18 protein-coding genes are annotated in these 24447 nt (G+C 68.3%); 7 read left to right on the top strand and 11 right to left on the bottom strand.

What is annotated here, in order from left to right; genetic code table 11:
* Nucleotides 1–4: 4 nt before the first annotated feature.
* From ALI144C_RS14665 to ALI144C_RS14650, 4 genes are all read right to left on the bottom strand, one after another.
* A complete protein-coding gene (locus ALI144C_RS14665; protein WP_076987642.1) occupies nucleotides 5–1000 on the bottom strand; it encodes an ABC transporter permease in 996 nt (331 codons plus the stop codon).
* Nucleotides 1000–1938: an ABC transporter permease gene (locus ALI144C_RS14660; protein WP_076987641.1), complete on the bottom strand. Its 939-nt coding sequence runs from the start codon at nucleotides 1936–1938 to the stop codon at nucleotides 1000–1002. The genes ALI144C_RS14665 and ALI144C_RS14660 overlap by 1 nt, the downstream gene beginning before the upstream one ends.
* Before the next feature lie 196 nt (nucleotides 1939–2134).
* On the bottom strand, nucleotides 2135–2782 hold the full coding sequence (locus ALI144C_RS14655) for a response regulator (RefSeq protein ID WP_076987640.1): 648 nt from the start codon (nucleotides 2780–2782) through the stop codon (nucleotides 2135–2137).
* Nucleotides 2779–3963: a sensor histidine kinase gene (locus ALI144C_RS14650; RefSeq protein ID WP_076987639.1), complete on the bottom strand. Its 1185-nt coding sequence runs from the start codon at nucleotides 3961–3963 to the stop codon at nucleotides 2779–2781. Before ALI144C_RS14650 ends, ALI144C_RS14655 begins: the two co-directional genes overlap by 4 nt.
* A 107-nt stretch (nucleotides 3964–4070) precedes the next feature.
* Here ALI144C_RS14650 and ALI144C_RS14645 point away from each other — a divergent pair, with 107 nt between their 5' ends.
* Entirely contained in the window at nucleotides 4071–4610 is a 540-nt protein-coding gene (locus ALI144C_RS14645; RefSeq protein WP_076987638.1) for a hypothetical protein, read from the top strand.
* On the opposite strand, the gene ALI144C_RS14640 is transcribed toward ALI144C_RS14645, so the two are convergent.
* Nucleotides 4582–7296: an ATP-binding protein gene (locus tag ALI144C_RS14640; RefSeq protein WP_076987637.1), complete on the bottom strand. Its 2715-nt coding sequence runs from the start codon at nucleotides 7294–7296 to the stop codon at nucleotides 4582–4584. The two genes, ALI144C_RS14645 and ALI144C_RS14640, sit on opposite strands and share 29 nt — an antisense overlap.
* Nucleotides 7297–7455: 159 nt before the next feature.
* Between ALI144C_RS14640 and ALI144C_RS14635 the strand changes: the two genes are divergently transcribed.
* Entirely contained in the window at nucleotides 7456–8925 is a 1470-nt protein-coding gene (locus ALI144C_RS14635; protein ID WP_076987636.1) for a S8 family peptidase, read from the top strand.
* 10 nt (nucleotides 8926–8935) lie between these two features.
* The gene (locus ALI144C_RS14630) at nucleotides 8936–10684 is read left to right on the top strand and encodes a S8 family serine peptidase (protein WP_330359587.1); all 1749 of its coding nucleotides are present in this window, start codon (nucleotides 8936–8938) and stop codon (nucleotides 10682–10684) included.
* 127 nt (nucleotides 10685–10811) lie between these two features.
* Here the strand turns inward: ALI144C_RS14630 and ALI144C_RS14625 are convergent, their stop codons facing one another.
* Both ALI144C_RS14625 and ALI144C_RS14620 read right to left on the bottom strand, forming a co-directional pair.
* The gene (locus ALI144C_RS14625; protein ID WP_076987634.1) at nucleotides 10812–12053 is read right to left on the bottom strand and encodes an aminotransferase family protein; all 1242 of its coding nucleotides are present in this window, start codon (nucleotides 12051–12053) and stop codon (nucleotides 10812–10814) included.
* Nucleotides 12054–12072: 19 nt separating this feature from the next.
* Nucleotides 12073–13242, bottom strand: a complete 1170-nt coding sequence (locus tag ALI144C_RS14620) for an acyl-CoA dehydrogenase family protein (RefSeq protein ID WP_076987633.1) — start codon at nucleotides 13240–13242, stop codon at nucleotides 12073–12075.
* 60 nt (nucleotides 13243–13302) lie between these two features.
* Here ALI144C_RS14620 and ALI144C_RS14615 point away from each other — a divergent pair, with 60 nt between their 5' ends.
* Together ALI144C_RS14615 and ALI144C_RS14610 are read left to right on the top strand one after the other, a co-directional pair.
* Entirely contained in the window at nucleotides 13303–14352 is a 1050-nt protein-coding gene (locus tag ALI144C_RS14615) for a CaiB/BaiF CoA transferase family protein (RefSeq protein ID WP_076987632.1), read from the top strand.
* The gene (locus ALI144C_RS14610; RefSeq protein WP_076987631.1) at nucleotides 14349–14999 is read left to right on the top strand and encodes a GntR family transcriptional regulator; all 651 of its coding nucleotides are present in this window, start codon (nucleotides 14349–14351) and stop codon (nucleotides 14997–14999) included. The genes ALI144C_RS14615 and ALI144C_RS14610 overlap by 4 nt, the downstream gene beginning before the upstream one ends.
* Nucleotides 15000–15005: 6 nt before the next feature.
* Here ALI144C_RS14610 and ALI144C_RS14605 read toward each other — a convergent pair whose 3' ends face one another.
* Nucleotides 15006–15803, bottom strand: coding sequence for a hypothetical protein (locus ALI144C_RS14605; RefSeq protein WP_076987630.1), 798 nt, complete (start codon nucleotides 15801–15803; stop codon nucleotides 15006–15008).
* Nucleotides 15804–15822: 19 nt separating this feature from the next.
* Between ALI144C_RS14605 and ALI144C_RS14600 the strand changes: the two genes are divergently transcribed.
* Nucleotides 15823–17073, top strand: a complete 1251-nt coding sequence (locus tag ALI144C_RS14600) for a serine/threonine-protein kinase (RefSeq protein ID WP_076987629.1) — start codon at nucleotides 15823–15825, stop codon at nucleotides 17071–17073.
* A gap of 44 nt (nucleotides 17074–17117) precedes the next feature.
* Here the strand turns inward: ALI144C_RS14600 and ALI144C_RS14595 are convergent, their stop codons facing one another.
* Nucleotides 17118–18974, bottom strand: coding sequence for a glycoside hydrolase family 9 protein (locus ALI144C_RS14595; RefSeq protein WP_076987628.1), 1857 nt, complete (start codon nucleotides 18972–18974; stop codon nucleotides 17118–17120).
* A gap of 78 nt (nucleotides 18975–19052) precedes the next feature.
* Entirely contained in the window at nucleotides 19053–20123 is a 1071-nt protein-coding gene (locus ALI144C_RS14590) for a hypothetical protein (protein ID WP_083753025.1), read from the bottom strand.
* 212 nt (nucleotides 20124–20335) lie between these two features.
* Here ALI144C_RS14590 and ALI144C_RS14585 point away from each other — a divergent pair, with 212 nt between their 5' ends.
* A complete protein-coding gene (locus ALI144C_RS14585) occupies nucleotides 20336–20977 on the top strand; it encodes a lytic polysaccharide monooxygenase auxiliary activity family 9 protein (RefSeq protein ID WP_076987626.1) in 642 nt (213 codons plus the stop codon).
* A 59-nt stretch (nucleotides 20978–21036) separates the two neighbouring features.
* Here ALI144C_RS14585 and ALI144C_RS14580 read toward each other — a convergent pair whose 3' ends face one another.
* Nucleotides 21037–24252: a S8 family serine peptidase gene (locus tag ALI144C_RS14580; RefSeq protein WP_237774149.1), complete on the bottom strand. Its 3216-nt coding sequence runs from the start codon at nucleotides 24250–24252 to the stop codon at nucleotides 21037–21039.
* Between the last annotated feature and the right edge of the window lie 195 nt (nucleotides 24253–24447).

Genomic DNA, 24447 nt, shown 5'->3' with positions numbered 1-24447 from the left:
CCCTTCATGTCAGCCGTGCCCGTGGGTCGAGCACGCCGTAAAACAGGTCCACGAGGAAGTTGACGAGCGTGACCGCCAACGCCGCGAACAGCGTGACGCCGAGCAGGATCGGCAGGTTGAGGCTGCGGATCGAGTCGACGAGCAGCATGCCGACGCCCGGCATGCTGAAGATCCGCTCGGTGATCACGGTTCCGGCCAGCAGCAGACCGAGGTCCACACCGAACACCGTCACCACCGGCAGCAGGACGTTGCGCAACGCGTGCCTGCCGACGACCTTGCGTTCGGTCAGGCCCTTCGCGCGTGCCGTGCGGATGAAGTCCTCGCCGAGGGTTTCCAGCATCTGGCCCCTGGTCAGCCTCGCGTAGATCGCCGCGTGCAGGAACGCCAGCACGAGCCACGGCGTCACCAGGTGCCACGCCCACTGCGCGACGTCCTCGCCGATGGGCACGTAGCCGTTCTTCGGGACGACGTCGAGTCCGAACGCGAAGATCGTGATGCCGAGCATCCCCGCGAGGTACGCGGGCATCGACACCCCGGCCATGGCCACCGCCATGGTGATCCGGTCGAGCGGTGTGCCGCGCTTGAGCGCCGACACGACACCGAGCCCCACGCCGGTGATCAACCAGATGATCGCGGCGCCGATGGCGACCGAGACGCTGACCTCGACGCGGCTGAGGATCTCGTCGAGCACGTCGGCGTTGTTCTGGAAGTCGTAACCGAAGCACGGCGCCGAGCACTCGATCGCGGCTTGTCCCGTGCCGAACGTCCGGCCGCCGAAGATGCCGCCGATGAAGTCGAAGTACTGCTGGTACCAGGGCACGTTGTAGCCCATGAACTCGCGCGCGAGTTCGAGCGCCTGCGGCGAGCACGGACGTCCGCACGCCAGCTGCGCCGGTTCGGACGGCAGGACGTAGAAGACCACGAACGTGATGAACGAGACGATCAGCAGCACCAGGACCATGCCCGCGAACCGGCCTGCCACGAATTTGACGGCGCGCATCAGCCACGGCCCTTCGACTTCGGATCGAGCTCGTCCCGGATGCTGTCACCGATGACGTTGAACGCCAACGTGATCAGGAACAGCATCAGCCCGGGGAAGATCAGGTACATCGGGTCGGTCTCGAAGAAGTCGATCGCGTCCGAGATCGTCCGGCCCCAGCTCGGGGTCGGCGGGAGGACACCGGCGCCGAGGAACGACAGCGCGGCCTCGTTGCCGATCATGGACGGGATCGTCAGGCTGGACACGATGATGATCGGCGCCCACAGGTTGGGCAGCAACTGCTTGACGAAAACGTGCCACGTGCCACCACCCATCACTTTGGACGCCGCGACGAAGTTGCGTTTGCCGAGACTCAGCACCTGGGCACGGACGATCCGCGCCACTCTCGGCCAGCCGAACAGCCCGAGCACGACGATCAGCAGCAGCTGGCGGGGGAACTCGATCGGGGCGACGGCGCCGAGCGCGATCATGAAGATCAGCGACGGGAAACCGAGGATCACGTCGGACGACCAGGACACGACCCGGTCCCACCAGCCGCCGATGTAGCCGGCACTGGCGCCGATCAGGACACCGAGGACAGTCGCGAGGAGCGTCGCGCCGAGACCGACCAGCAGCGACACCCGCGCGCCGTACGCGACGAGCGCGAACAGGTCGATGCCGTTCAAGGGCTGGACGCCGAACCAGTGGTCACCACTGACACCACCGAGTGACCCGGCGGGTAGCCCGTTCGGACCAAGGACGGCGAGATCAGGTTCCAGGTCCTGCCCCTCGATCGCCACCCACAGATCGGCGCCGACAGCGAGCAGCACGATGGCGACGGCGATGATCGCGCAGGTGAACGTCCATGTGTCGCGGCGGACAGCGCGCAGGAGAGCAGCCGGGAGCGAACGCGCGGCACCCGGCGAGACGTCGCCGCCAAGCGGTAAGGGGTCGGACACGGCACCTTCCGTAGTCGGCTGTTCGGGTGACCAGCACGGACCTTAGGCGGGGCCCACGCCTGGTCACGCATCATCTCACCATGTGGTCGGCAAGTAACACCCGTCGAACCGCCGTCACGAACACTTCAGCACCTATTGGACGAATTCGTCACGCTGCGTCAGCGTCCGTCTCACGCTGTGACACGGGAAAGCGCGGTCATTCCGGTACGAGCCCGGCGTCCTGGGCGAGGATCGCCGCCTGAACACGTGACCTCAGGTCCAGTTTGGTCAGCACGCGGGACACGTGTGTCTTCACGGTCGTCTCGCCGATGAAGAGCTTGCGGCCGATCTGCTGGTTCGACAGCCCCTCGCCGAGGCAGATCAGCACCTCGCGCTCCCGCTCGGTCAGCTGGTCGAGGCCGGGGGCCTGCTTCACCGGCTTCGGGGCGTTCGCCGCGAACGCCGTCAGCAGCCTGCGGGTCACCTTCGGCTCGATCACGCCGTCACCGGCCGCCACCAGCCGGATCGACTCGATCAGCCGCGGCGCCTCCACCGACTTCAGCAGGAACCCCGCCGCACCCGCGCGCAACGCCCCGTGGACGTACTCGTCCAGGTCGAACGTGGTCAGCACGAGCACGTCGCACACACCGTCGCGGACCAGTTCCCTGGTCGCCTCGATCCCGTCCATCCCCGGCATCCGGACGTCCATCAGGACCACGTCCGGCTTGAGGGCGCGCGCCATCCGCACCGCCGCCGCGCCGTCCCCCGCCTCGCCGACCACCTCGATCCCGTCCGATCCGGACAGGATCAGGACCAGTCCCGCCCGGATCGCCGCGTGGTCGTCCGCGACCAGTACCCGAATCAACTCGCCGTTCCTCCCATGGGCAGTGCTGCCCTCACCCGCCAGCCGCCCGACCACGGGCCCGCCTCGAAATCGCCGCCGACCGCGTGGGCGCGTTCACGCATGCTCACCAGCCCGGTTCCCGTCCCGTCCCCCGCCGCGGCGGTCTTGCTCAGGTCGTTGACGACCTCGATGATCAGCTGACCTGCCACCACGCGCACGTCGACGGTGGCGCCACCGCCGCCGGAGTGCTTCAGCGCGTTCGTCAGCGCCTCCTGGATGATCCGGTACGCCGCCAGGTCGACCGCCACCGGCAACTCGCCGTCCACGGCCCTGTGCACGTCCAGCGCGAGGCCGCCCGCCCGCGCCGAGTCCACCAGTCTGTCCAGTTCGGCCAGCCGGGCCGGTGCCGTCCTCGGGTCGTCCGCACCGCCGTCGGTGCGGAGTACGTCGATCATCGCGCGCATCTCCGCCAGCGACTGGATGCTGTTCTCCCGGACCGACTTCAGCACCGTGCGGACCAGATCCGGGTCGCGGTCGGCCATCGTGAGCAGCGCCTCGGACTGGATCGCGATCGCCGAGAGGTGCCCGGCCACGACATCGTGCAGGTCACGGGCCATCTGGCCGCGTTCCGCCGCGACCGCTGTCCGCCTGTCCAGCTCCGCGATCCGGCGCAGCTGCCGCGAGTTCTCCCGTTCCGCCTGCAGGAGCTCGTCGTGCTGGCGGATGTTGAACGACCACCAGACCGGGATGATCAGCAGGCTGGAGACGCCCTGGAACGCGAAGAAACCCTGCCGCCAGTCCCTGGAGAGGATACCGACCACGATCGAGATCGCGACCACGATGGTGATCGCGGTCGCCAGGATCATCCGGCTCGCCCGCCGGGTCGTGCTCAGCGTCGCGTTGAACAGCAGGTCGACGAAGACCATCATCACCGGGAGGGTCAGGTTGTACGCCAGGTCGGTCAGCAGGATGCCGGTCGCGATCGCGAGCATCGCCAGCGGCGCCTTGCGGCGGAACATCTGCGCGACGCACAGCAGGCCCGACTGGCTGATCAGGACCCACAGCGGGAGCTGGTTCGCAGGCGAGATCGCGTACAGGTCCGAGGCGTACAGCACCAGCGCGACCCCGAAGAAGCACAGCGCGACGAACACGTCCCACCAGGGACGTGGCCGGTAGCGCCGGACCCACGAGGTCAGGATCACCCCACAATCTCAGCACAGTTTCCCCCGGCCCAGGTCGTACGAAGGGATGACCACGGGCCGTACGGCCGTCTGACGTTTTCCCGGCGCCGCTCACGCAGGCTTACAGCATGTTCATGTTGATCGTGGCGTGCGAGATCGGCTTCTGGGTGGTGCTCCTCGCCGCACTGGTGGCCAGGTACGTCTTCCGCTGGCAGCGGACCAGCACCGTACTGCTGATCTGTGTCCCGCTGGTGGACGTGGTGCTGCTCGCGGCGACCGTGGTCGACCTCGCCGACGGCGGGCTGGCCGACAACGTCCACGGCCTCGCCGCGATCTACCTCGGGGTGAGCGTCGCGTTCGGACACAGCATGATCCGCTGGGCCGACCAGCGGTTCGCGCACAAGTTCGCCGGTGGCCCGCCGCCGTGGCGCAAGCCCAAGTCCGGGCCCGAGCGTGTGCGTTACGAGTGGCGTGAGTGGGGCAAGTTCATGATCGCGTACGCCATCGCGTGCGGTGTGATGGTGTTCCTGATCTTCGTCGTCAGCACGCCCGACCACACCACCGCACTGTGGCAGGGCACCATCCCCTTCATGTCCGTCATCGCCGGGATCTGGCTGGTCACGACGATCGCGGACACGTTCAAGAAAGCAGGTCCTGCCGAGAGCTGACGCCCAGCTTGCGCAGGATGTTCGCGACGTGCTGCTCGACCGTGCGGCGCGAGAGGAACAGGGCGGAGGCGATCTGGCGGTTGGTCTGACCGGCCGCCAACAACCTGGCGACGTCGTGCTCACGGGGGGAGAGTTCGTTGCCGTATCCGCGGCGGCCCCTGCGGGAGGGGATGGGGCCACCGCTGGTCCTGATGATGTGACGGCACCGCGCCGCGTCCGTGGTCGCCCCGATGGCCTCGTACTGGACGGCCAGGTCGTTGAGGTCCTCCGGGGTGTGCGCGAGCCGTTCGGCCAGTTGCGTGACGCGATAGGGCTGGCCGAGGGCCTCGTACAGCCGTCGCGGTGTCTCGTAGCTCTCGTAGCCGAGGTGGGCACGGCAGACCGCGAGCGCCGCCCGAGCCAGCGGAGCGTCCACAGAGACAAGACCGCTCTCGAATTCACTGGTCAGCGCCTGCGCGTCGGCCACCCGGCCGACCTTGAGGTACGCCTCGACGGCCTGCGGCGCGAACTCGCCCGCCCACGACCAGATTCCCTTGCGGCGCAGCACTTGCGCCCCGGTGTCCGCCTCGCGGACGGCCGCTTCCGGGTCCGCGCGGGCCAGCAGCAGCGTCACCATCCCGCCGAACGCGGCGATGACCGCCGGGGCGATCGCCTTCTCCGGGGCGTCGAGGCCGGTGCTCCGGAAGCACTCCACCGCGCAGCCCCAGTCGCCCTGTGCCGTGGCCAGCCAGCCGCGCACCAGGCACAGCTCGGTGACCACCGGGTGCAGGTGTTCGTAGACCTCGGTCAGCTGGCGGGCTCGTTCGTCCAGACCGGACCATTCACCGGCCAGCCAGTCCAGCCGGATCCTGGTGGCCTCACCGGTTCCGACCACGTAGGGCGCCCCCGACCTGGCCGCCAGGTCGAGGCCGGTGCGCAGGTACTTCGCCGCCCAGCGGTAGTGCCCGACCCAGGAGTACGAGTCCGCGACGTTGTTGTACAGCCGCGCCAGCTGCCGAGTGCTCTCCGGGTCGTCGGCCTGCGGCGTGGTCACCGAGCCGATCGCGCCCTCGATGTGGATCCGGGCACCGAGGATGTTGGCCAGCAACGCGATCCGCATCGACGGCGACTCGGGCAACCCCTGCTGTTCGACCTTCCGCAGCCAGGTCAGGTGCTCGGTCAGCGGCGCGGTGCCGAGGTACGGCATCGCCAGCACGGCCATCCCGCGCAGCAACCGGTCCGGGCGGCGCGCCAACGCGGGCAACGCCATCTCGATCTCCGCGCGGCCGCGGTCGATCTCGTCGCAGCCCCTGACCAGGATCAGGCCGAGGCCGAGCTGGACCTCACCGCGGACCTCCTCGGACAGGCGCTGGTCGGCGAGCAGGCGTTCGAACTGGGCGGTCACCTCGTGCTGGTGCAGCCCGGTCAACGCGTCCTGGCACAGTTTCGTGGCCAGCCGGTCGACATCCGCGGCGGGCACATCAGGCTCGGACACCAGCGCGCAGCGCAGCTCGATCGCGGTGGACGCGTCACCGGCGTCCATGGCGGCGTCCGCGGCTTGTTCGCCGTAACGCAGCCATTCCTGGATCAGGCCCGCGCGTCGGCAGTGCTCGGCGACCTGCACGAGCGGGGTCGGGTCCAGCCGGGACAGCACACGCGCCGAGCGCAGGTGCAGCTCCTGGCGGCGCGGACCGGGCAGTGACTCGTAGACGGTCCGGCGCGCGAGTGCGTGCCGGTAGCCGTACTTGTTCTCGACCGGTTCGATCAGCACGCCCGCTTCGAGCAGCTTCATCGTCGCCTGCTGGGTACGGGCCTGCGTCTCGACGGCGATCGCGCTCAACCCGTCGATCCCGGCGGGCACGCCCAGTACGGCGGCGGCCTCGGCGATGCCGCGCGCGATCGTCGGCAGGCCGTCCAACCGTTCGATCATGGCTTCCCGCAGCGAAGCCGGGACTTCTACGGTGTCCAGCAGGCGCGCGTCCGGGTTGCCCGCCTTCGGATTGCTCAGCGCGTGCATCGTCTCCTCGACGACGAACGGGATCCCGGCCGTGCGCTTGTGCAGCGTCGTGGCGAACTCCGGGGTGACCGGCCTGCTCAGGATCGCTTCGGCCAGGTCACGCACACCGTTGGTGTCCAACGGCCGCAACACGATGTGCGTGCTGTGCTGTGGCCGGAACGCCCGGCCCAACGTGGTCCCGCCCGGCAGGTCCTCCCGCCGGTAGGTCAGCACCAGCGACAACTCGGGCGGCTGGTTGGTCAGCACGAACCTCAGCAGCTGGCGGGTGCCCTCGTCGGCCCAGTGGATGTCCTCGATGACCAGGGTCAGCCTGCCCATGGCGGTGATCAGGTCACGGATCGCGCGGAACAGCCGGTGCCGCTCGGCCGCCGGGTCCCCGAGCGGCTCGGGCGTCGGCGGCAGCCGGTCGGCCAGTTCGGGCAGGTACGGCCGCAACGCGCCGGTGATCGCACCGAGCCGCCCGGTCAGCTTGTCCGCGCAGGCACCGAGGCATTCGAAGATCACGCCGTACGGGAACGGGTCGCGCAACGGCTGGCAGTGGCCCACCACGCTGCCGGACAGCTCCGCGACCAGGCGCGTCTTGCCCACGCCCTCCTCACCTTCGACGAACGCCACCGAGGGCGCGTTCCCGACGGCCGCGGTGAGCAGGGCCAGTTCCTCGCCGCGTCCCACCAACACTGGTGAGGTCATTTTCGCAGCGTAGGGAACGCGTACCACTGAACGGAACCGTCTTTCGGGGCGATCTTGCGTCAAAAGATAAGTACCCCTACTGAACGCTACCTCGGTTGTTCCATAGGTACGGGTCGCCGGATGGTGCTCGGACATCCCTGCAACCGAAACGGAGCACTCATGCGAGGGGCAATACTCGCTGTGGGGCTGGCCGCGCTCGTCAGCGGCCTACCCGCCACAGCGGCACCCGCAGCCGAGAGCAGCTACATCGTCATGCTGAAGCCCGGCGCTTCCGTCAGCTCCCTGACCAGCAGCTTCGCCGCCGACCGGGAGTACACCGCGCTGGGCGGCTTCGCCGCGCGGCTGACCGCGGCCGAGGCACGCACGCTGGCCGCCGACCCGCGCGTCGCCTCCGTGGCACCGGATGGCATCGCCCGGATGTCGGACACCCAGAACAACGCGACCTGGGGCATCGACCGGATCGACCAGAAGAACCTGCCGCTGGACACCAAGTACACGTACGCCAACAAGGGCGACGGCGCCACGGTGTACGTGGTGGACACCGGTGTCCACTTCGCGCACCCGGAGTTCGGCGGACGGGCCAAGAGCGGCTACGACTTCATCGACAACGACTCGGACGCCGCCGACTGCCAGGGCCACGGCACGCACGTGGCAGGCACCGTCGGCAGCGCGACCTACGGCGTGGCCAAGAACGTCGACATCGTCGCGGTGCGCGTGCTCAACTGCTCGGGCCAGGGTCAGTGGTCGCAGGTCATCAGCGGCATCGACTGGGTGGCCAAGAACGGCAAGAAGCCGGGTGTGCTGAACATGAGCCTCGGCGGCCAGGCGCAGTCCTCAGTGGACGAGGCGGTCAAGCGCGCGGTGCAGGCCGGGTTCGTCAACGCGGTCGCGGCAGGCAACGACAACGGCGCCAACGCGTGCAACACCTCGCCCGCCCGTACGCCCGAGGCGATCACGGTCGGCTCGACCGACAACGCCGACAACCGCTCGTCCTTCTCGAACATCGGCACCTGCGTCGACATCTTCGGCCCGGGATCCAACATCACATCGACGCGCAACGGCGGTGGTACCGCCCAGATGTCCGGGACGTCGATGGCGACGCCACACGTCGCCGGTGTGTCGGCGCTCGTGTTGACCGCCAACCCGACCTACACGCCAGCCCAGGTCCGTGACGCACTCGTCAACAACGCCACGAACGGTGTGCTGAAGAACGTCGGCTCCGGCTCGCCGAACAAGCTGCTGAACACCGAGTTCATCGGCAGCGGCGGCCCGCCGCCCGGTTGCGGCGCGAAGACCAACGACACCGACGTGTCCATTCCGGACGCCGGGGACGCGGTCACCAGCACCATCGACAACAGCGGCTGCGACGGGCGCGCGTCGGCGAGCCTGCCGGTGAAGGTCGACATCGACCACACGTACACCGCGGACCTCGCCGTCGACCTGATCGGGCCGAGCGGCGCCGTGTACCCGCTGCACACACCACGCGGAATCGGTGAAGCGGGCGGGATCCACGCCACGTTCACCGTGAACGCCGCCAGCGAGAACGCCAACGGCCGCTGGCAGCTGCGGGCGCGTGACATCTACAAGTTCGACACCGGTGTCCTGACCGGCTGGTCCATCACCTTCTAGGAGCATGGCAATGAGAGTCTTTCTCGGTATCTCCGCCGCCGTGCTGCTGGCGGCGGGCGCGGCACCGGCCTTCGCCGCGCAGCCGGAAGGCACGGTCGTCCAAGCGGATCACCACGTCAGCGGCAGCTACATCGTGCAGATGAAGTCCGGCGCGTCGGCGTCGGCGCTCGGTTCCAAGTACGGCGGTGTCATCCAGTCCGAGTACAAGCTGACCTTCTCGGGGTTCCACGTCCGCGACCTGTCCGAGACGCAGGCCCGCCGCCTCGCCGCGGACCCGAACGTCCAGGCCGTCTACCAGGACGGGACCGCGCGGATCGCGGACACGCAGAACAACCCGCCGTCGTGGGGCCAGGACCGCGTCGACCAGAAGGCGTTGCCGCTGGACAGCAAGTACACCTACGCCAACTCGGGTGAAGCCGTGACGGCGTACGTGATCGACACCGGCGTGGCGCCGTCCAACCCGGAGTGGGAAGGCCGTGCCAGCTACGGCTACGACTTCGTCGACAACGACAACGAAGCCCAGGACTGCAACGGCCACGGCTCACACGTGTCCGGAACGATCGCGGGCAAGACGTACGGCCTGGCCAAGAAGGCCAAGATCGTCGCGGTGCGTGCCCTCGGTTGCGGCGGATCGGCGCCGGACTCGGCGGCCGTGAGCGCGATGGAGTGGGTGGCCAAGAACGCCAAGAAGCCCGCCGTGGTCAACATGAGCCTCGGCATGGACAGCGTCGGCGTGGGTGACACGCAGGCGAAGGCGTTGGTACAGGCCGGGATCACGGTCGCGGTCGCGGCTGGCAACAGCAGCGCGGACGCGTGCAACACCTCACCGGCCCGCGTGCCCGAGGTGATCACCGTCGGCTCGACCGAGCGCAACGACGGCCGTAGCAGCTTCTCCAACTACGGCTCGTGCCTTGACTTGTTCGCGCCGGGCGGCAACATCGTGTCCACCGGGATCAACAGCGGCTCGGCCACGATGTCCGGTACGTCCATGGCCAGCCCGCACGTGGCAGGCGCGGCGGCGCTGTACCTGACCGCCAACCAGTCCGCCACGCCGCAGCAGGTCCGTGACGCGCTGGTGAACAACGCCAGTGGCGGCGTCGGCAACCCCGGCAGCGGCTCGCCGAACAAGCAGCTGTACACCGGTTTCATCGGTGGCGGGCAGAACCCCGGCACGTTCACGCTGGCGCTGTCGCCGTCCTCCGGCCAGGTCGACCCGGGCAAGTCCGTGTCGACGACCGTCGCGACCAAGGCGGGTGAGCAGGGCGCGGAGAACGTCGCGCTGAGCGTCTCGGGTCTGCCCGCCGGTGCCAAGGCGACGTTCCAGCCCACCGAGGTCCAGTCCGGCCAGAACGCCAAGCTGACCATCGAGACCTCGGCGTCCACCCCGGCCGGTCAGCACCGGATCACGGTGTCGGGCAAGGGAACGAGCGAGACCAAGACGGCCGACTACACGTTGTCGGTCGGCGGGCCACCCACCGGTGACCTGAAGCTCAGCGTGTCACCCGGTTCCGGCACGGCGCGTGCGGGCAGCTTCCTGAAGGCAACGGTCACCGTGACCGGCGGCGAGGGCACGATCTCGCTGGACGCCACGGGTACCCAGTTCAAGCCGTTCTTCAGCCCGCAGACGGTGAGCCCCGGCGGCACGTCGGAACTCACCATCATCTCGCCGTTCCAGGCGGGTACCTACAAGATCACCATCACCGGCACGGACTCCTCAGGCAAGTCCGGCAGCACCGAATACTCCCTCACGGTGCAGTAGGGAACGCAGGGGTGATCGCTGGCGGGCGGTCACCCCTGCAACGTTCGCAACCAATGTGGCCTTCGTTGCACATCCCGCACCCAATGTGGCCTTCGTTGCACCGGTCTCAAGGGCGCTGGCGGCGGGGCTACCCCTGCAGCTCTCGCAGTGCTTCGTCGAATCCGGCGACCATCTCGCCGACCTGCCTGTCGGTCATGGTCAGCGCTGGTGAGACCTGCAGGCCGCCCGCGCCGACCGCACGGCCGGACACGCCGTGCTTGCGCAGCAGTTTGATCATCTTCATCGCGTCGGCCGGGTCGACCATCTGGATCGCGGCGACCGCCCCGAATCCGCTGCGCACCTCGGCGACAGCGGGGTGCGCGGCGAGCACACCGAGCTCTTTGTCCAATGTGGACTCCAGGCGGGCGGCCGACGACAGCAGGTCCTCGCGTTCGACGATGTCCAGGTTGGCCAGTGCGACCGCCGCGCTCGTGGCGTGACCCGAGTACGTGTAACCGTGCCGCCACCAGACGCCCGCGCCCGGCCGGTGGAACGGTTCGGCCACGTGACCCGCGATCAGCACCGCACCCATCGGCAGGTATCCCGAGGTGAGGCCCTTCGCCGTGGTGATCATGTCCGGCGCGAGGTCGTAACGGGTGCTGGCGAACCAGGCCCCGCCGATCCGGCCGTACCCGGTGATCACCTCGTCCGCGACGAAGAGGATGTCGTTGTCACGGCACACTTGCCGCACTTCGGCGAGGTAGCCGTCCGGCGGCGGGTAGACGCCGCCCGCACCGATCACGGGTTCGCAGAAGAAGGCCGCGATCCGGTCGGCACCGAGTCTTTCGATCTCCGCGAGCAGCGCTTTGGCCGAGTCCCACGCGACCGTCGCGGCGTCCTGCATCAGCGAGCCGTAGCCCTCGCGGTTGCCAGGGATGCCCGCCAGCGCGGTGCCGCCGACGTGGGTGCCGTGGTAGGCACGGTCGCGTCCGATGACGATGTTCTTGTCCGGTTTGCCCTGCTCGTGCCAGTAACGGCGGGCCAGCTTGAGCGCGGTGTCGATCGAGTCCGAGCCGCCGCTGGTCAGGAACACCTTCGCGTCGGCCATCGGCGCGATCGACGCCAGCCGGTCGGCCAGCTCGATCGTCGACGGTGTGGCCACGTCACCGAACGTGTAGTACGCGGCGATCTCCCGCATCTGCCTTGCGGCGGCCTCGGCGAGTTCCTCTCGGCCGTGGCCCACGTTGACGAACCACAACCCCGCGGTCGCGTCGAGATACCGGCGACCGTCAGCGTCCCAGACGTAAACACCCTCACCACGGGACACGACGAACTCGCCGTTCTGGGTGACCGCACCCATGTCCGAGAACGGGTGCCACAACGCCCCCATAGAAAACGCCTCCCTACGCCTAGCGGAACGCGCCCACGCCCGTGAGCGCTTGGCCGATGACGAGCAGGTGCACCTCACTCGTCCCCTCGTAGGTAAGCACTGATTCCAGGTTGTTCGCATGTCGCATGACGGGGTATTCGAGTGTGATCCCGTTCGCGCCGAGGATCGTGCGGGCCTCGCGGGCGATCTGCAGCGCCGCGCGGACGTTGTTGAGCTTGCCCATGCTGACCTGCTCGGGCTTGAGGGTGCCCGCGTCCTTCAGCCTGCCGATGTGCACCGCGAGCAGCATGCCTTTGCCCAGTTCGAGTGCCATTTCGGCGAGCTTGGCCTGTGTCAGCTGGTACGCCGACAGCGGCTTGTCGAACACCTCGCGGTCGGCGGCGTACGCGATCGCCGCCTCCAGGCAGTCCCGTCCGGCGCCGATCGAGCCGAAGACGATCCCGAACCGGGCCTCGTTGAGGCAGCCGAGCGGGCTGGACAGACCCTTGCTCTCGGGCAGCACGGCGTCCGCGGGCAGGCGCACGTTCTCCAGGACGAGTTCGCTGGTGACGGACGCGCGCAGGGAGAGCTTGCCCGGCACGGTGTTGGCTGAGAACCCCTTGCTGTCCGTGGGTACGACGAAGCCGCGGATGCCCTCGTCGGTGCGGGCCCAGACCACGGCGACGTCGGCGATCGAGCCGTTGGTGATCCACATCTTGGTGCCGTTGAGCACCCAGTCGTCGCCGTCCTTGCGGGCGTTGGTGCGCATCCCGCCCGGGTTGGAGCCGAAGTCCGCCTCGGTCAGGCCGAAGCAGCCGATCGCCTCGCCCTTGACCATCCTGGGCAGCCACTCGTTCTTCTGCTCGTCGCTGCCGTACGCGTAGATCGCGTACATCGCCAGCGAACCCTGCACCGAGACGAGGCTGCGGACGCCGGAGTCAGCCGCTTCGAGCTCGTGACAGGCCAGGCCGTAGGACACCGCGTTGGTGCCTGCCGCGCCGTAGCCCCGCAGGTGCATGCCCAGCAGGCCGAGCTCGCCCATCTCCTTGGCCAGGTCACGGGCGGGCAGGTCGCCCTGCTCGAACCACTCGGCCAGGTGCGGGCGGATCCGGTCGGCGCAGAACTTGCGGACGGTGTCACGGATCGCGCGCTCCTCGTCGGAGAGCAAGTCGTCGATCGCGACCAGGTCCAGCGGGGCAGTACGGGTCATGCCGAGCAGGCTAGCCCAGAATTGGATCCAATATCAATTCTCCAATGATAGCCTGATCACGTGCAAGCTCTGGCAGGCGTGACGATCGCCGACTTCAGCCGCGTGCTGGCCGGGCCCTACGCGACGATGCTGCTCGCCGACCTGGGCGCCACCGTCGTCAAGGTGGAACGACCGGGCAGCGGCGACGACACGCGAGCGTGGGGACCGCCGTACGTCGGCGAAGACTCCACGTACTTCCTCGGTCTCAACCGCAACAAGCACATCGTTTCGCACGACCTGGCCGATCCCGCCGCACGCGAACTGGCCGAGTCGGCCGACGTCGTCGTCGAGAACTTCCGGCCGGGAACGATGGCCCGCCACGGCCTGGACTACGAATCCCTGTCCGCGGTGAACCCCAAGCTCGTGTACTGCTCGATCACCGGGTTCGGCCCGTCGTCGCCGTTGCCCGGTTACGACTTGCTGGTCCAGGCAGTCGGCGGGCTGATGAGCGTGACCGGCACGCCCGAGTCGCCGACCAAGGCCGGGGTCGCGGTGGTGGACGTGATCACCGGGCTGCACGCGATGGCGGGCATCCTCGCGGCGCTCCGGCACGCCGAGGCGACCGGCGAGGGCCAGCTCGTCGAGGTCTCCCTGTTGTCGTCACTGCTGTCGGGCCTGGTCAACCAGTCCGCGGCGTACGTGATGGCCGACGTCGTGCCCCAGGCGATGGGCAACGCGCATCCCAGCGTCGTACCGTACGCCGTGTTCCAGGCCGCAGATCGGCCACTCGTACTCGCGGTGGGCAACGACAAGCAGTTCGCCGCGCTGTGTTCCGTGCTCGGGATTCCGGAAGACCCCAGATTCGCCACCAACGCGCTGCGCGTCGAGCACCAGACCGCACTGACAGCGGTGATCAACACCCGGCTGGCCACGCGGGACGCCGCGCACTGGTGTGCGGCGCTGACCGACGCGGGTGTCCCCTGTGGACCGATCAACACCCTCGCCGAGGCCGTCGGCCTGGCGACCGAAGTCGGCCTCGCGCCGGTGGTCTCGATCGACGGGCTGCCGCACGTCGCCAATCCCATCCGGATGAGCCGCACACCGGCCGTGTATCGGAGCAACCCCACGTGACCACGCCGAAACGCCCGCCGACCGCGCAGGAGTTCGTCCTCGCCGAACTGCGCAGGGCGATCCTGACCGGCGAGATGCCGCCCGGTTCGCCCGTGCGCCAGGACGCGCTGGCCGAACGGCTCGGCGTGAGCCGTGTGCCGTTGCGGGAGGCGTTGCGGACGCTGGAAGGCGAGGGGCAGGTCATCTACCGCCCGCACCGCGGGTACCAGGTCGCGGACCTGTCGCTCGAAGACCTGCTTGAGGTGTACCGGATCCGCGAGCTGCTGGAGACCGAGGCGACCGTGCGCGCGGTGCCGTTGATGTCGGCCGAGGACATCGAACGCATGGAACAGGCCGAGGAGGACATCATGCGAGCCGCGGAAGCCGACGACATCGTCGGTATGGCCGCCGCGAACCGGGTCTTCCACTTCACGGTCCTGGAAGCGTCCGGTATGCCGCGTTTGGCCAGACTTGTCCGGGTGATGTGGGACGCCACGGACGCCTACCGCGCCCTGTACTACAGCTCCTCGGACAACCGCGCCCGCGTCCATGCCGAACACGAGGCGATCATCGCGGCCATCCGGGCCGGTGACGCGGACGCGGTCGTCCGGTTGTGGAACGAGCACAGGGAAGGCGCGGTCGCCGCACTGCGCACGATCGTCCAATAAGGCTGGTCACTCCAGGGTTTCGAGGTGGCGGCGGGCCCGTTCGGCCGCCTTCTCCGCCGTGCGGAACACCGCTCTCGCTTCCCTGACCTCGGTGGCGGCTTCCTGTTCGGTGGCGCGGAGGCGTTCCAGCTCCGCGGTCAGGTCGGCGACCTGCTGCGCGGCACGTTCGGCTTTCTGCTCCGCGTGCGACAGGGCGGACTGGGCGCGGTCGCGGACTTCGGCCGTGTGCTGCGCGTCCGCGCGGGCACGGCCGAGTTCCTGGCGGAGGCGCTCCGCGCGCTGCTCACGGCGCAGGCCCACTTCGTCGACCACCGGTTCGGGTGATTCCGGCCATGCCTGCGGGAGCGTCAAGTCGTTCGTGGCCGAAAGGGTTCCGGCCAGCAACACCTCGGTCACCGCCGGATCGGCCAGCGCCGCGGCGAAGACCGTTTCGACGTCGCGCAGCACGGACTCGCTGAGTTTCTGGCCTTCGCCAGAGGCCAACGACCTCACTTCGGCCACGAGCGCGCGGATCACCTGGTGGCGCTGCTTGGACAGGTCACGCAGGGTTTCGCCGTCGAACCGACCGTGTGCGTCACGCAGCGCGACGCCCAGGTTCTCCAAACGCTGCAGGTCAGGGCGTGCCTTGCGGGCAAGCAGGTTCAGCGCCCACGCGGCGAGCGACGGCTTGCGGAACTTGCCGATCGCCGCGGCGGCCTCCTTGTCGCCCTCTTCTTTGGCGGCACGCACGAACTCACTCCTCGCGGCCATGAAATCACCCGGGCGCAAGGCGTAGAGCCGGTCCGCTATGGATTTGAGATCCATGGCCACTAGTGTGGCCGAAATGTACGAGGAATCCGGCGGACGCGCCGCACCCGTGCTGGCCGACAGGTACAGACTGATCACACAACTCGGCCGCGGCGGCACCGCGCGCGTGCTGAAGGCGTGGGATGAGCGGCTGGATCGCGAGGTGGCGATCAAGATCTTCCAGCCGCACGCGGATCCCGTCGGCCGTCTCAGATTCGAGGACGAGGCCAAGCTGCTCGCCGGGTTCGACCACCCGCGCCTGGTCAAGGTGTACGACTCGGGCGACGCCAACGGCGAGCCGTTCCTGGTGCTCGAGCTGATCAAGGGCCCGCACCTGGGCAACCGGATCGACCGCGGTGCGATGACGCCGGAGGAGGTCAGCCGGATCGGCATCGAGATCGCGGGCGCGCTGGCCTACGTGCACGGCAAGGGTGTGGTCCACCGGGATATCAAGCCAGGCAACATCCTGCTCGACGCCGACGGCGTACCGCACCTGGCCGACTTCGGGCTGGCCAAGCTGATGGCCCGCAGCGGGATGACCGCATCCGACCGGCTGGTCGGCACCGCGGCGTACCTGTCGCCCGAGCAGGTGCTGGGTACCGAGGTCGGCCCGCCCGCGGACGTCTACGGTCTCGGCCTGATCCTGCTGGAGTGCCTGACCGGCGAGGTCGAGTACCCGGGCCTGGACGCGGAGACCGTGCTGGCCAGGCTGAACCGGCGGCCACGGGTCCCCGAGAACATTCCGGCGCCGCTCGCCGATGCGCTGGAGCAGATGACCCGGTCCGCGCCGGGTGAACGTCCGAACGCGACCGAATGCGTGGACCTGCTGCGCGTCGACCGGCCGACCGTGCCGATGCCCCGGCGGCAACGCAAGTTGGTCGTGCCGAAGGTCGCGGCGATGATCGGCGCGGGCCTGACGGCCGGTGTGATCGCCCTGTTCGTCGCCGCGCCGACGACGCCGCCCGCTGGCCCGGATCCCGTTCCGGCCAAGCCCAACCGGGGCGAGGTGATCGACTCGACCATCACCAACGACACGCCCACACCGCAGCAGCAGGTCGCCAATCCCCAGCCCAGGCACCAGCAACACCAGCAGACTCCCGACCATCAGCCACCGCAGCCGAAACAGGGATCAGGCGAAACCGTCGCCAAGACCCCCGGCCCAGGACTCGCACCGCCCCAGGCGGCAGACCCGGAGGAACCAGGGCCGGGCGGCCAGGCCGAACCGGACAGGCCAACCAAGCCCAGACCCAGCAAAGCCAAGACCAGAACCCCCAAGAACACCTCGTGAGTGTTTGCCCGGGTCAGAACCCCGGCAAACACTCACGAGGGTTTTCAGCTGGACAGGCCGAAGGCCAGCAGGGCGGTCGATGTGAAGTCGATCGCCGGTTCCGAGCTCGGCCACGACCGCACGTCGTCGAAGAACTTGGATCCCTTGCCGTCGAACGCCGTGAACGAGTTGCCGCACGACTTCGCGCCGTCCGGCATGTCGCCGAGGCCATCGAAGTTCTCGGCGCCGTTCGGGCCGTTGATCACCGCGCCGTACAGCACGCGCTTGCCACCGTTGAGGTCGCCTGCCAGGTTCGCGGCCTGGTGTTGCGGGCACTTCGGATACGTCGAACCGACACCGATGACCAGCGAGATACCCCAAGCGTTCGCGCCGAGTGCGAAGTTGCGTTGCTGCACACCGAAAGCGTCGAACGAGGTGTCACCGGTCGCCGCACGGTAGAGCCGGGCGGTGGCGGCCAGGCCGAAGCTCTTGCTCGCCGCGTCGAAGCTGGTGATCTCCACGCCGGTGCGGAACGGGCTGGACGCCGCGCGCTGGACACCGGAGTTCAGCTGCCGCTTGAGGTCGTCGACCAACTGCTTCTCGGTCACCTGCGCCCCAGGGACTCCCTGCCGCAGCAGGCCGATCAGCTCGGCATGCGCCAAGGCGCTGGTGTCGTACAGGTTCAGCGTGTCCTTCGAGGTGCTGCCGATGTACTGCTTGGCCCACTGCGTCGCCTGCTTCGACCACGCGTCGGCCCGGTTGTCGCCGAGCTTGCGCGCGGCGAGCGCCAGCTGGGCCGCACCGAGTTCCATGTCGTCCAACCAGGATGCCTCGGGGTAGTAGGCGTGCGGGAAGGCCGTCACGAGCTCGCCGACGCCCGTCGTCTTGGCGGCACCGAAGATCGACGCCGCCTCGTCCAGGTAACGCTTGGCCTTCGCCGGATCCTGCTCCAACTGGGCACCCAGCGCGAACGCGGCGGCGACCCGGCCCGCGAGGTTCGGGCTGACCGGTGATCCGGCCGGGCCCGCGGTGAACACCGGGCGGTACTTGATGAAGTACTGCTGGTCGCCCGGTTTGACGCTGAGCTTGTCGTCCGCTTCCGGCAGCCGCCACACGTCGTGGTCGCCGACGAAACCGAACTCTTCGCTGCCCGTACCGATTCCGACCTGGGCGTAGAGCGTCTTGCTCTGCGCGTCCCACGCCTTGTCGAGCCAGTCGAGGCCGTGCTTGAACTCCGCGTACAGCTGCGGGTTTCCGCCTCGGCGTTGCGCGTAACCCAGTTCGGCCAGTGAATAGGCGGTGTTGGACGTGAACTTCACGAAGTCGCCCGCGTCGAACCAGCCGCCTTCGACGTCCACCGGACCGCCGACCGCCTTGAGCGGCGCGGCGGGCACGTCGCCGCCGTCGCCCTTGAACTTCGGTTCGGCGTAGACAGTGGCCTTGGCGTCGGTCAGGTGCGCCTGCTTGCGGTCCAGCCGCCCGGGGATGACGTTCCTGCCGTCGCGCTGCGCCTGGAAGAACTCGGTCGTGGCCTGGACGAGCGGCTGGAACAGCGCGTCCGCCCGGTCCACTGTGAAGCGCGGCGACTGTGCGGTGATCTTGCCGGAGAACTTGACCTGGTACGCGCCCGGCTTGTCCACCTTGGAGAAGTCGACCTGGTGCACGGCCTTGTACTTGGTGTTCCAGCCGCCGAGGCTGGCACCGACCTTGCCCGAGTACACCGTTTTCCCGCCGGAGTCGACCACGGTGAACGGGGCGCCCGACACGGCCTGCGTGCCGAGCAGGTACCCGACCTTGGCTTCACCCGTCGCGTATCCGACCTGGTCCACACGGACGAATCCGGCGGCAGCGGCCGACGCCGGAGTCGCGGTCGCTGCGAGACAACACAGTGTGATCACGGCAACCGACCCGCGTCTGAGCATGGCTGGCTCCATCCTGGCGGCGAGTTAAATAGGGAACTTTCCGAACAGTAAAGACTCAGCCGCCAGGATGGTCAAGAGCTACTGACGTGACGTGTAGGCGACGAACGAGTCGTTCTTGGCCAGATTGCCCGCCGCGTCGTAGCACTCGACGTTGCGCACCAGCCCGTCCGTGGCCGAGGTGAACCACAGGTTGCTCAAACCGCAATAGTTCGGGCCCGGCCCGTAGGCGGTGACCTGGACGTGGTCCTCCTTCAGGCCGATCTTCGGGAACGTCACCAGGTACTGCCCCGGCCCGAACGACACCGTGTTGGTCGCGCCTGCCGAGTTGAAGTTGGTCAACGGCGGCAGTGCGGGCGTCACCCAGATGTGCCCGAACCGCTTGGGCGGACCGTATTCCCCGATCACGGGCCGCTCACGGTTGTAGCTGAGCGTCCACCCGGTGTCATACGGTTTGCTGGCCGCGTCGAAGCAAGCCACGACCACGGTCTGCCCGGTCGAGGACGGATACCACTCGGCGACCTTGCACCGAGCGGGCTTCGCCCCGGCCGCGGTCACCTGCAGGTTGCCGCTCGGGTCGTTCGGCCCCGCTCCCGGCAGGAAGACCTTGTACAGCCCGGAACCGGCGCCGCCCCAGCCGACGAAGTTCGCCCCGCCGGAGGAGTTGAACTCGTTGAGGACGGTGCCCTGGAAGTTGGCGAACACGTAGTCATGGGCGCCGGGTGGCGCCGCGATCGGACCGCTGCTCTCGGTGAACAACACGCTGAACTGGCTGTTGGCCAGCGCGCCGCCGTGTTTGTAGCAGTTGACGAACACGTGCAGGCCGTCGTTGCCCATCTTCCAGTTGCTCGCGATCTGGCACCAGCCTGGTTGCAGCCCGGCCGACGTCACGTGCACGATGCCGCGCTTGCCCGTGGTCTTGGGGAACAGCACCTCGTAGCGACCGGTGCCCGGCGACCGGACTTGGCCGCTCGCACCGCCGAACTTGCTCCACTGGTGTGTCGGGTCCATCAGCGTGAATCCGCCGATCGGCGCGAGGTGGTTGTTGAATGCGAATGCCCAGTCGTCACTGAGTGCCGCATTCGCCTGTGGGACGGAAACAGTGATTCCCAATATCGCCATGATCGATATCAGGACGGATCTCAGCCGCATGACGCTACTCCTCATCATCGGGCCGTAATTTCCCCTCGTTCCTTTTAGATCGAACGTTCATTCCCGACCGTTAGGGGGTAAAGTTCGCAATCTTTTAGCCCGAACGGACCTAGCGGCAGTCAACTGGGTCAATTCACACTCGAATAACGGAGTTTCTTCCTCATGAGTCGGGCGCGACGACTTCATGGCACCCTGTCGCAAGGAGACGCCTGATGTCCAAGCGCCGTAGATCCGCACTGGTCGCCCTGCTCGGAGCGATCCCCCTCGTGCTGTCCGCCGTCCTGCCGGTGTCCGTGGCGAACGCGCACGGCTCGACCATGAACCCACCGAGCCGCACCTGGCAGTGCCGGTTCGTCGAGAACCCGGAGAACCCGGCGTCAGCCGCGTGCAGGGCGGCCGTCGCCGCCGGGGGCACGCAGGCCTTCTACGACTGGCACGAGGTCAACCTGCCCAACGTCGCGGGCAACCACCGCTCGATGATCCCGGACGGCCAGCTCTGCGGCGCGGGCCGGGCCAAGTACGCGGGCCTGAACCTGGCCCGCGACGACTGGCCGGCCACGAAACTCACCGCGGGCGCCAACTTCACGTTCGGCGTCAAGGCCACCGCGGCCCACCAGGGTGTGTGGACCAGCTACATCACCCGCGACGGCTACAACCCGCTGCAGACGCTGCGCTGGTCCGACATGGTCCAGTTCAACCAGGTGACCAACCCGGTTCCGGTCAACGGCGTGTACCAGATCGCCACCAAGCTGCCGTCGGGCAAGACCGGCAGACACGTCGTCTTCACCATCTGGCAGCGCCAGATGCCGGACAGCGGCGAGGCTTTCTACCTGTGTAACGACGTCATTTTCTAGCCTTCACGCAATCAGGGGCGGACCGGTCGAAACCGGCCCGCCCCTGAATTGTTCCGCCGTTACGGCGTGACGGTGTTGATCAGAATCGAACCGTTTCCGACGATTCCGCCGTCGCTGGTCCGGACCGTCAGGTCACCCTGGAGCTTGCGACCGGCGGGCGGGACCGACGCGGCGGTCACCGTGCCGGGCACGGTCCAAGTCGCCCCGAGGCCACGCTGCGCGTCACTGTCGTTGACAGTCACCGTGCCCAGCTGCGGCGAGGAGAACAGATCGTTGTAGTCGAAGTCCGTGGTGCCCGCGGGCACCGCGTAACCGACGACCAGCGAGATCCAGACACCAGGCGCCGGGTTGGTGACGCTGACCGCTTCCTCGGAGTCGGCGTCAGCACTCTGCGCCGCCAGCACGCACGACCCGCTGGTGCAGTTGAACAGCGCCAGGTCGAGGTCGGCCTTGATGTCACTGGGGTTCCCGATCGCCACCCGCAGCGAGGTCGAGCCCGGCAGCACGTTGATCTGACGCTGCTGCTGGTCTTCGGTCTTGATGCTCGGCCGCAGCGCCAGCGAGCTGCTGAGCGGGCCGCCGACCAGCTTGCCGTTGAACGCACCGGCCGAGTTGGTGACCGAGTAGTTCCGGGTGGACGGCACACCGGCCTGCAACGAGTCGATCGTGTCCGGGTTCGGGCTGATCTTCGTCGTGATGGCCGTGGTGGTCAGGGAGAACGGTGCCGACGCGACGTCCGACGTGCGCCGGGCCTCGACGTAGACCTCCCAGACACCCGGGATCGGGTTGTTGACCGTGCGGGTCGTCGGCGATCCCGTGCTGCAGCCCGCACCGGCGTCCGGGTTGTAGCAGTTCGTCGTGGACGTCACGTCGATCGGGATACCGCGCGGGTCGACCCGGATGAACCGGACCTGCCCCGCACCGGCCGCGGCGCCGCCACCGGTCAGGTCGAACTTCAGGCCGGTCGTGCCCTGCGGCACGTTGACGAAGAAGTTCTGGGTCTGGTTGCGGTCGATCCTGCCGCTGTTGGTGACGCTGAACTTGTTGCCCGCGTTGACCTGCTGCGGCACGAACACGGTGTTCAGCAGCTGCGAGTCGGTGCCGGAGGTGAACGGGTTGTCCAGCTCGAGCACCGCCGAGTGCACGCCACCCTGACGCGGGTTGACGCGGACGTCGACCGTGACGGGCTTGTTCAACGGCAGGACAACCGAACCGGCCGAGGAGAACGTGCCGTCGTTGCCGATCCACTTGAGACGGTACGGCGCCGGGCGGTCGCCACCGGTGGTCCGGGTGAACGTGTAGGTGCGGGTGTACTGCTTGCCCTGCACCACGCCCTCACGGTCGTGGATGCCGACGCCGAAGCCCGGCTTGGCCAGGAAGCCGTCCAGCACCGTGTTCACCTCGACCGAGCTGGTCACGGTGTCCGGGTTCGGGTTGGCGGCCAGGTAGAGAGCCGCGCCGAACACGTCGAACAGGCCGTTGCCCTGCTCGTACGCGCCGAGCCCGTCGACGAACCGCGCGGACGAGTAGATCGCGTTGCGCAGTGCGGCCATGTTCGGCCGCTTGCCGCCGTGGGTCGCCTTGTAGGCGCTCACGAGCAGCGCGGCGGCACCGGCCGCCTGTGGGGCGGCCATCGAGGTGCCGTTGAAGTGCGCGTAGCCGACCGGCAGCGTGTAGGTGCCGGGCAGCGGCTGCGCGGGCTGCCACTGCGGGATCGACGAGATCGCCGAGCCCGGTGCGATGATGTTCGGCTTGAAACCGCCGTCCTCAGCCGGACCACGCGACGAGTACGGGTGCAGGCCTTCCTTCTTGGCCGTCTGCGAACCGTAGTTCGACAGCCAGGTCTCCTTGGTGACGTACGAGCCGACGCTCACCGCGTCGGTGGCCACCGACGGGTCGCCGACGGTGTTGGCACCGGAGCCGCTGTTACCGGCCGAGATGAACAGCTGGACGTTGAATTCCTTGATGATGCGGTTGTAGAGCACCGCGCGGGCGTTGTTGCCGTCGTTGAGCGGCGGCAGGCCACCGATGGAGATGTTGACGACGTCGGCGCCGTTGCGTGCCGCGTAGACGACACCGTCGACCAGGCCGCTCTCGGTGCACGACGGCGTCGACAGGCACGCCTTGATGGCGAGAACCTTGGCGCCGGGGGCGGCACCGGCCATCTTGCCGTCCAGGATCGCGTTGCCTGCGGAGATACCGGCGACGTGCGAACCGTGGGCGGCGGCGGCGATGCCGAGGCCGACGAACGGGGTGTCGGCGGTGCCGTAGACCGACTTGTCGGTCTGCACGACGAACGCCACGGTCTCCTTGACCGCGGGCGTCGCCGGGTTGTCGGTGCCGAAGTGGCCGACGTCCTGCTTGACCTTGTAGTCGATCATCGCGGCGTCGTCGGTGAAGTTGCCGTTGCCGTTCAGGTCGACGCGGACCTCTTTGGTGGTGACGTCCTGCAGCACGCCGAAGCGGTCGGCCTTGTCGCCGTCGCGGTTGACGTCGCCGCCGATCTCGCTGTTGCCCGCGGCGAAGTCGTTGGCACCGGAGTTCTCGACGAACACGCCGACGCTGTACGGGCCACCGGCCGCGGGCGCGGTCCACGTGCGTCCGGCGGCGGTGAACTGGCCGGTGTAGGTCTGCTGGGACATCGTGACCCAGGTGCTGTCACCGGAGTCCGGGGAGTTGGCGTTGTACCAGTCGACGATCTTGCGCTCGCCGCCGGAGGTCTTGGCCAGCGCGGGGTGGTCGAGGTCGACACCACTGTCCAAAACGGCCACGGTGACGTTCTTGCCGTCCCAGAACGGGAACGCCTTGCCGAACTGGGCGGCGTGCGTGTCACCGGTCGGCAGGTACGGGTTGTCGCGAGGGGTGTTGGGGCCCGGCGCGGGCTGCGGCAGCGGGTTGCCCATGCCGTCGGGGCGCGGCTCGTCCCTGGCGATCAGGCCGTCGACGTCGATGGCGCGGATCGAGTCGAGCTTGACCGCCTGGCGCGCCTTGCCCGGCGGCAGCGTCACCTTCAGGTAGTCGAGGTCCTTCTCGACGGACTTGACGTTCGCGCCGATGGCACGCAGCTCGTTGGCGGCCGCGTCGGCACGGCCGTGCTCAGCGGCGACGAGGACGGTGACCGACGGCTTGCCCGCCTTCTCCGCCTCGGCGACGAGCGCGCGGTCGCGGGAGTCGAGCTGCTTGGTGCCGGAGGGAACCGGCTGCTCCGGAGGCGGTGCTGGTTGTTCGGCGAACGCCGTCGCCGGCGTCGCGAGGCCGAGCACGGCGGTGCTCATCGCGAGCACCGCCCACCCGGCGCGTCTGCGCTGTGGAGATCGTGGTGTCACAGCCAAACCCTTCATGGGGATCGTGGCGAGAAACTGCCCACGAAGCACATCCGGGCGGGGCTGCGATGACAATCACACAACTGGCCTATTCCGCTCAGTCCACATTGGTCTGTTCGGCGTAGCGACCGGGATCGTGACGCGCCG

Source organism: Actinosynnema sp. ALI-1.44 (genome assembly GCF_001984155.1).
In the GTDB taxonomy this organism is placed as follows: Bacteria; Actinomycetota; Actinomycetes; order Mycobacteriales; family Pseudonocardiaceae; genus Kibdelosporangium.
This window is presented reverse-complemented; position numbering and strand designations above follow the sequence as displayed.

Bases quoted from the DNA above. Each gene is read 5' to 3' on its own strand.
- ALI144C_RS14665 (WP_076987642.1), bottom strand. From the start codon at position 1,000: ATGCGCGCCGTCAAATTCGTGGCAGGCCGGTTCGCGGGCATGGTCCTG.
- ALI144C_RS14585 (WP_076987626.1), top strand. From the start codon at position 20,336: ATGTCCAAGCGCCGTAGATCCGCACTGGTCGCCCTGCTCGGAGCGATC.
- ALI144C_RS14630 (WP_330359587.1), top strand. From the start codon at position 8,936: ATGAGAGTCTTTCTCGGTATCTCCGCCGCCGTGCTGCTGGCGGCGGGC.
- ALI144C_RS14580 (WP_237774149.1), bottom strand. From the start codon at position 24,252: ATGAGCACCGCCGTGCTCGGCCTCGCGACGCCGGCGACGGCGTTCGCC.
- ALI144C_RS14620 (WP_076987633.1), bottom strand. From the start codon at position 13,242: ATGACCCGTACTGCCCCGCTGGACCTGGTCGCGATCGACGACTTGCTC.
- ALI144C_RS14595 (WP_076987628.1), bottom strand. From the start codon at position 18,974: ATGCTCAGACGCGGGTCGGTTGCCGTGATCACACTGTGTTGTCTCGCA.
- ALI144C_RS14625 (WP_076987634.1), bottom strand. From the start codon at position 12,053: ATGGGGGCGTTGTGGCACCCGTTCTCGGACATGGGTGCGGTCACCCAG.
- ALI144C_RS14635 (WP_076987636.1), top strand. From the start codon at position 7,456: ATGCGAGGGGCAATACTCGCTGTGGGGCTGGCCGCGCTCGTCAGCGGC.
- ALI144C_RS14645 (WP_076987638.1), top strand. From the start codon at position 4,071: ATGTTCATGTTGATCGTGGCGTGCGAGATCGGCTTCTGGGTGGTGCTC.
- ALI144C_RS14640 (WP_076987637.1), bottom strand. From the start codon at position 7,296: ATGACCTCACCAGTGTTGGTGGGACGCGGCGAGGAACTGGCCCTGCTC.
- ALI144C_RS14605 (WP_076987630.1), bottom strand. From the start codon at position 15,803: ATGGATCTCAAATCCATAGCGGACCGGCTCTACGCCTTGCGCCCGGGT.
- ALI144C_RS14590 (WP_083753025.1), bottom strand. From the start codon at position 20,123: ATGCGGCTGAGATCCGTCCTGATATCGATCATGGCGATATTGGGAATC.
- ALI144C_RS14600 (WP_076987629.1), top strand. From the start codon at position 15,823: ATGTACGAGGAATCCGGCGGACGCGCCGCACCCGTGCTGGCCGACAGG.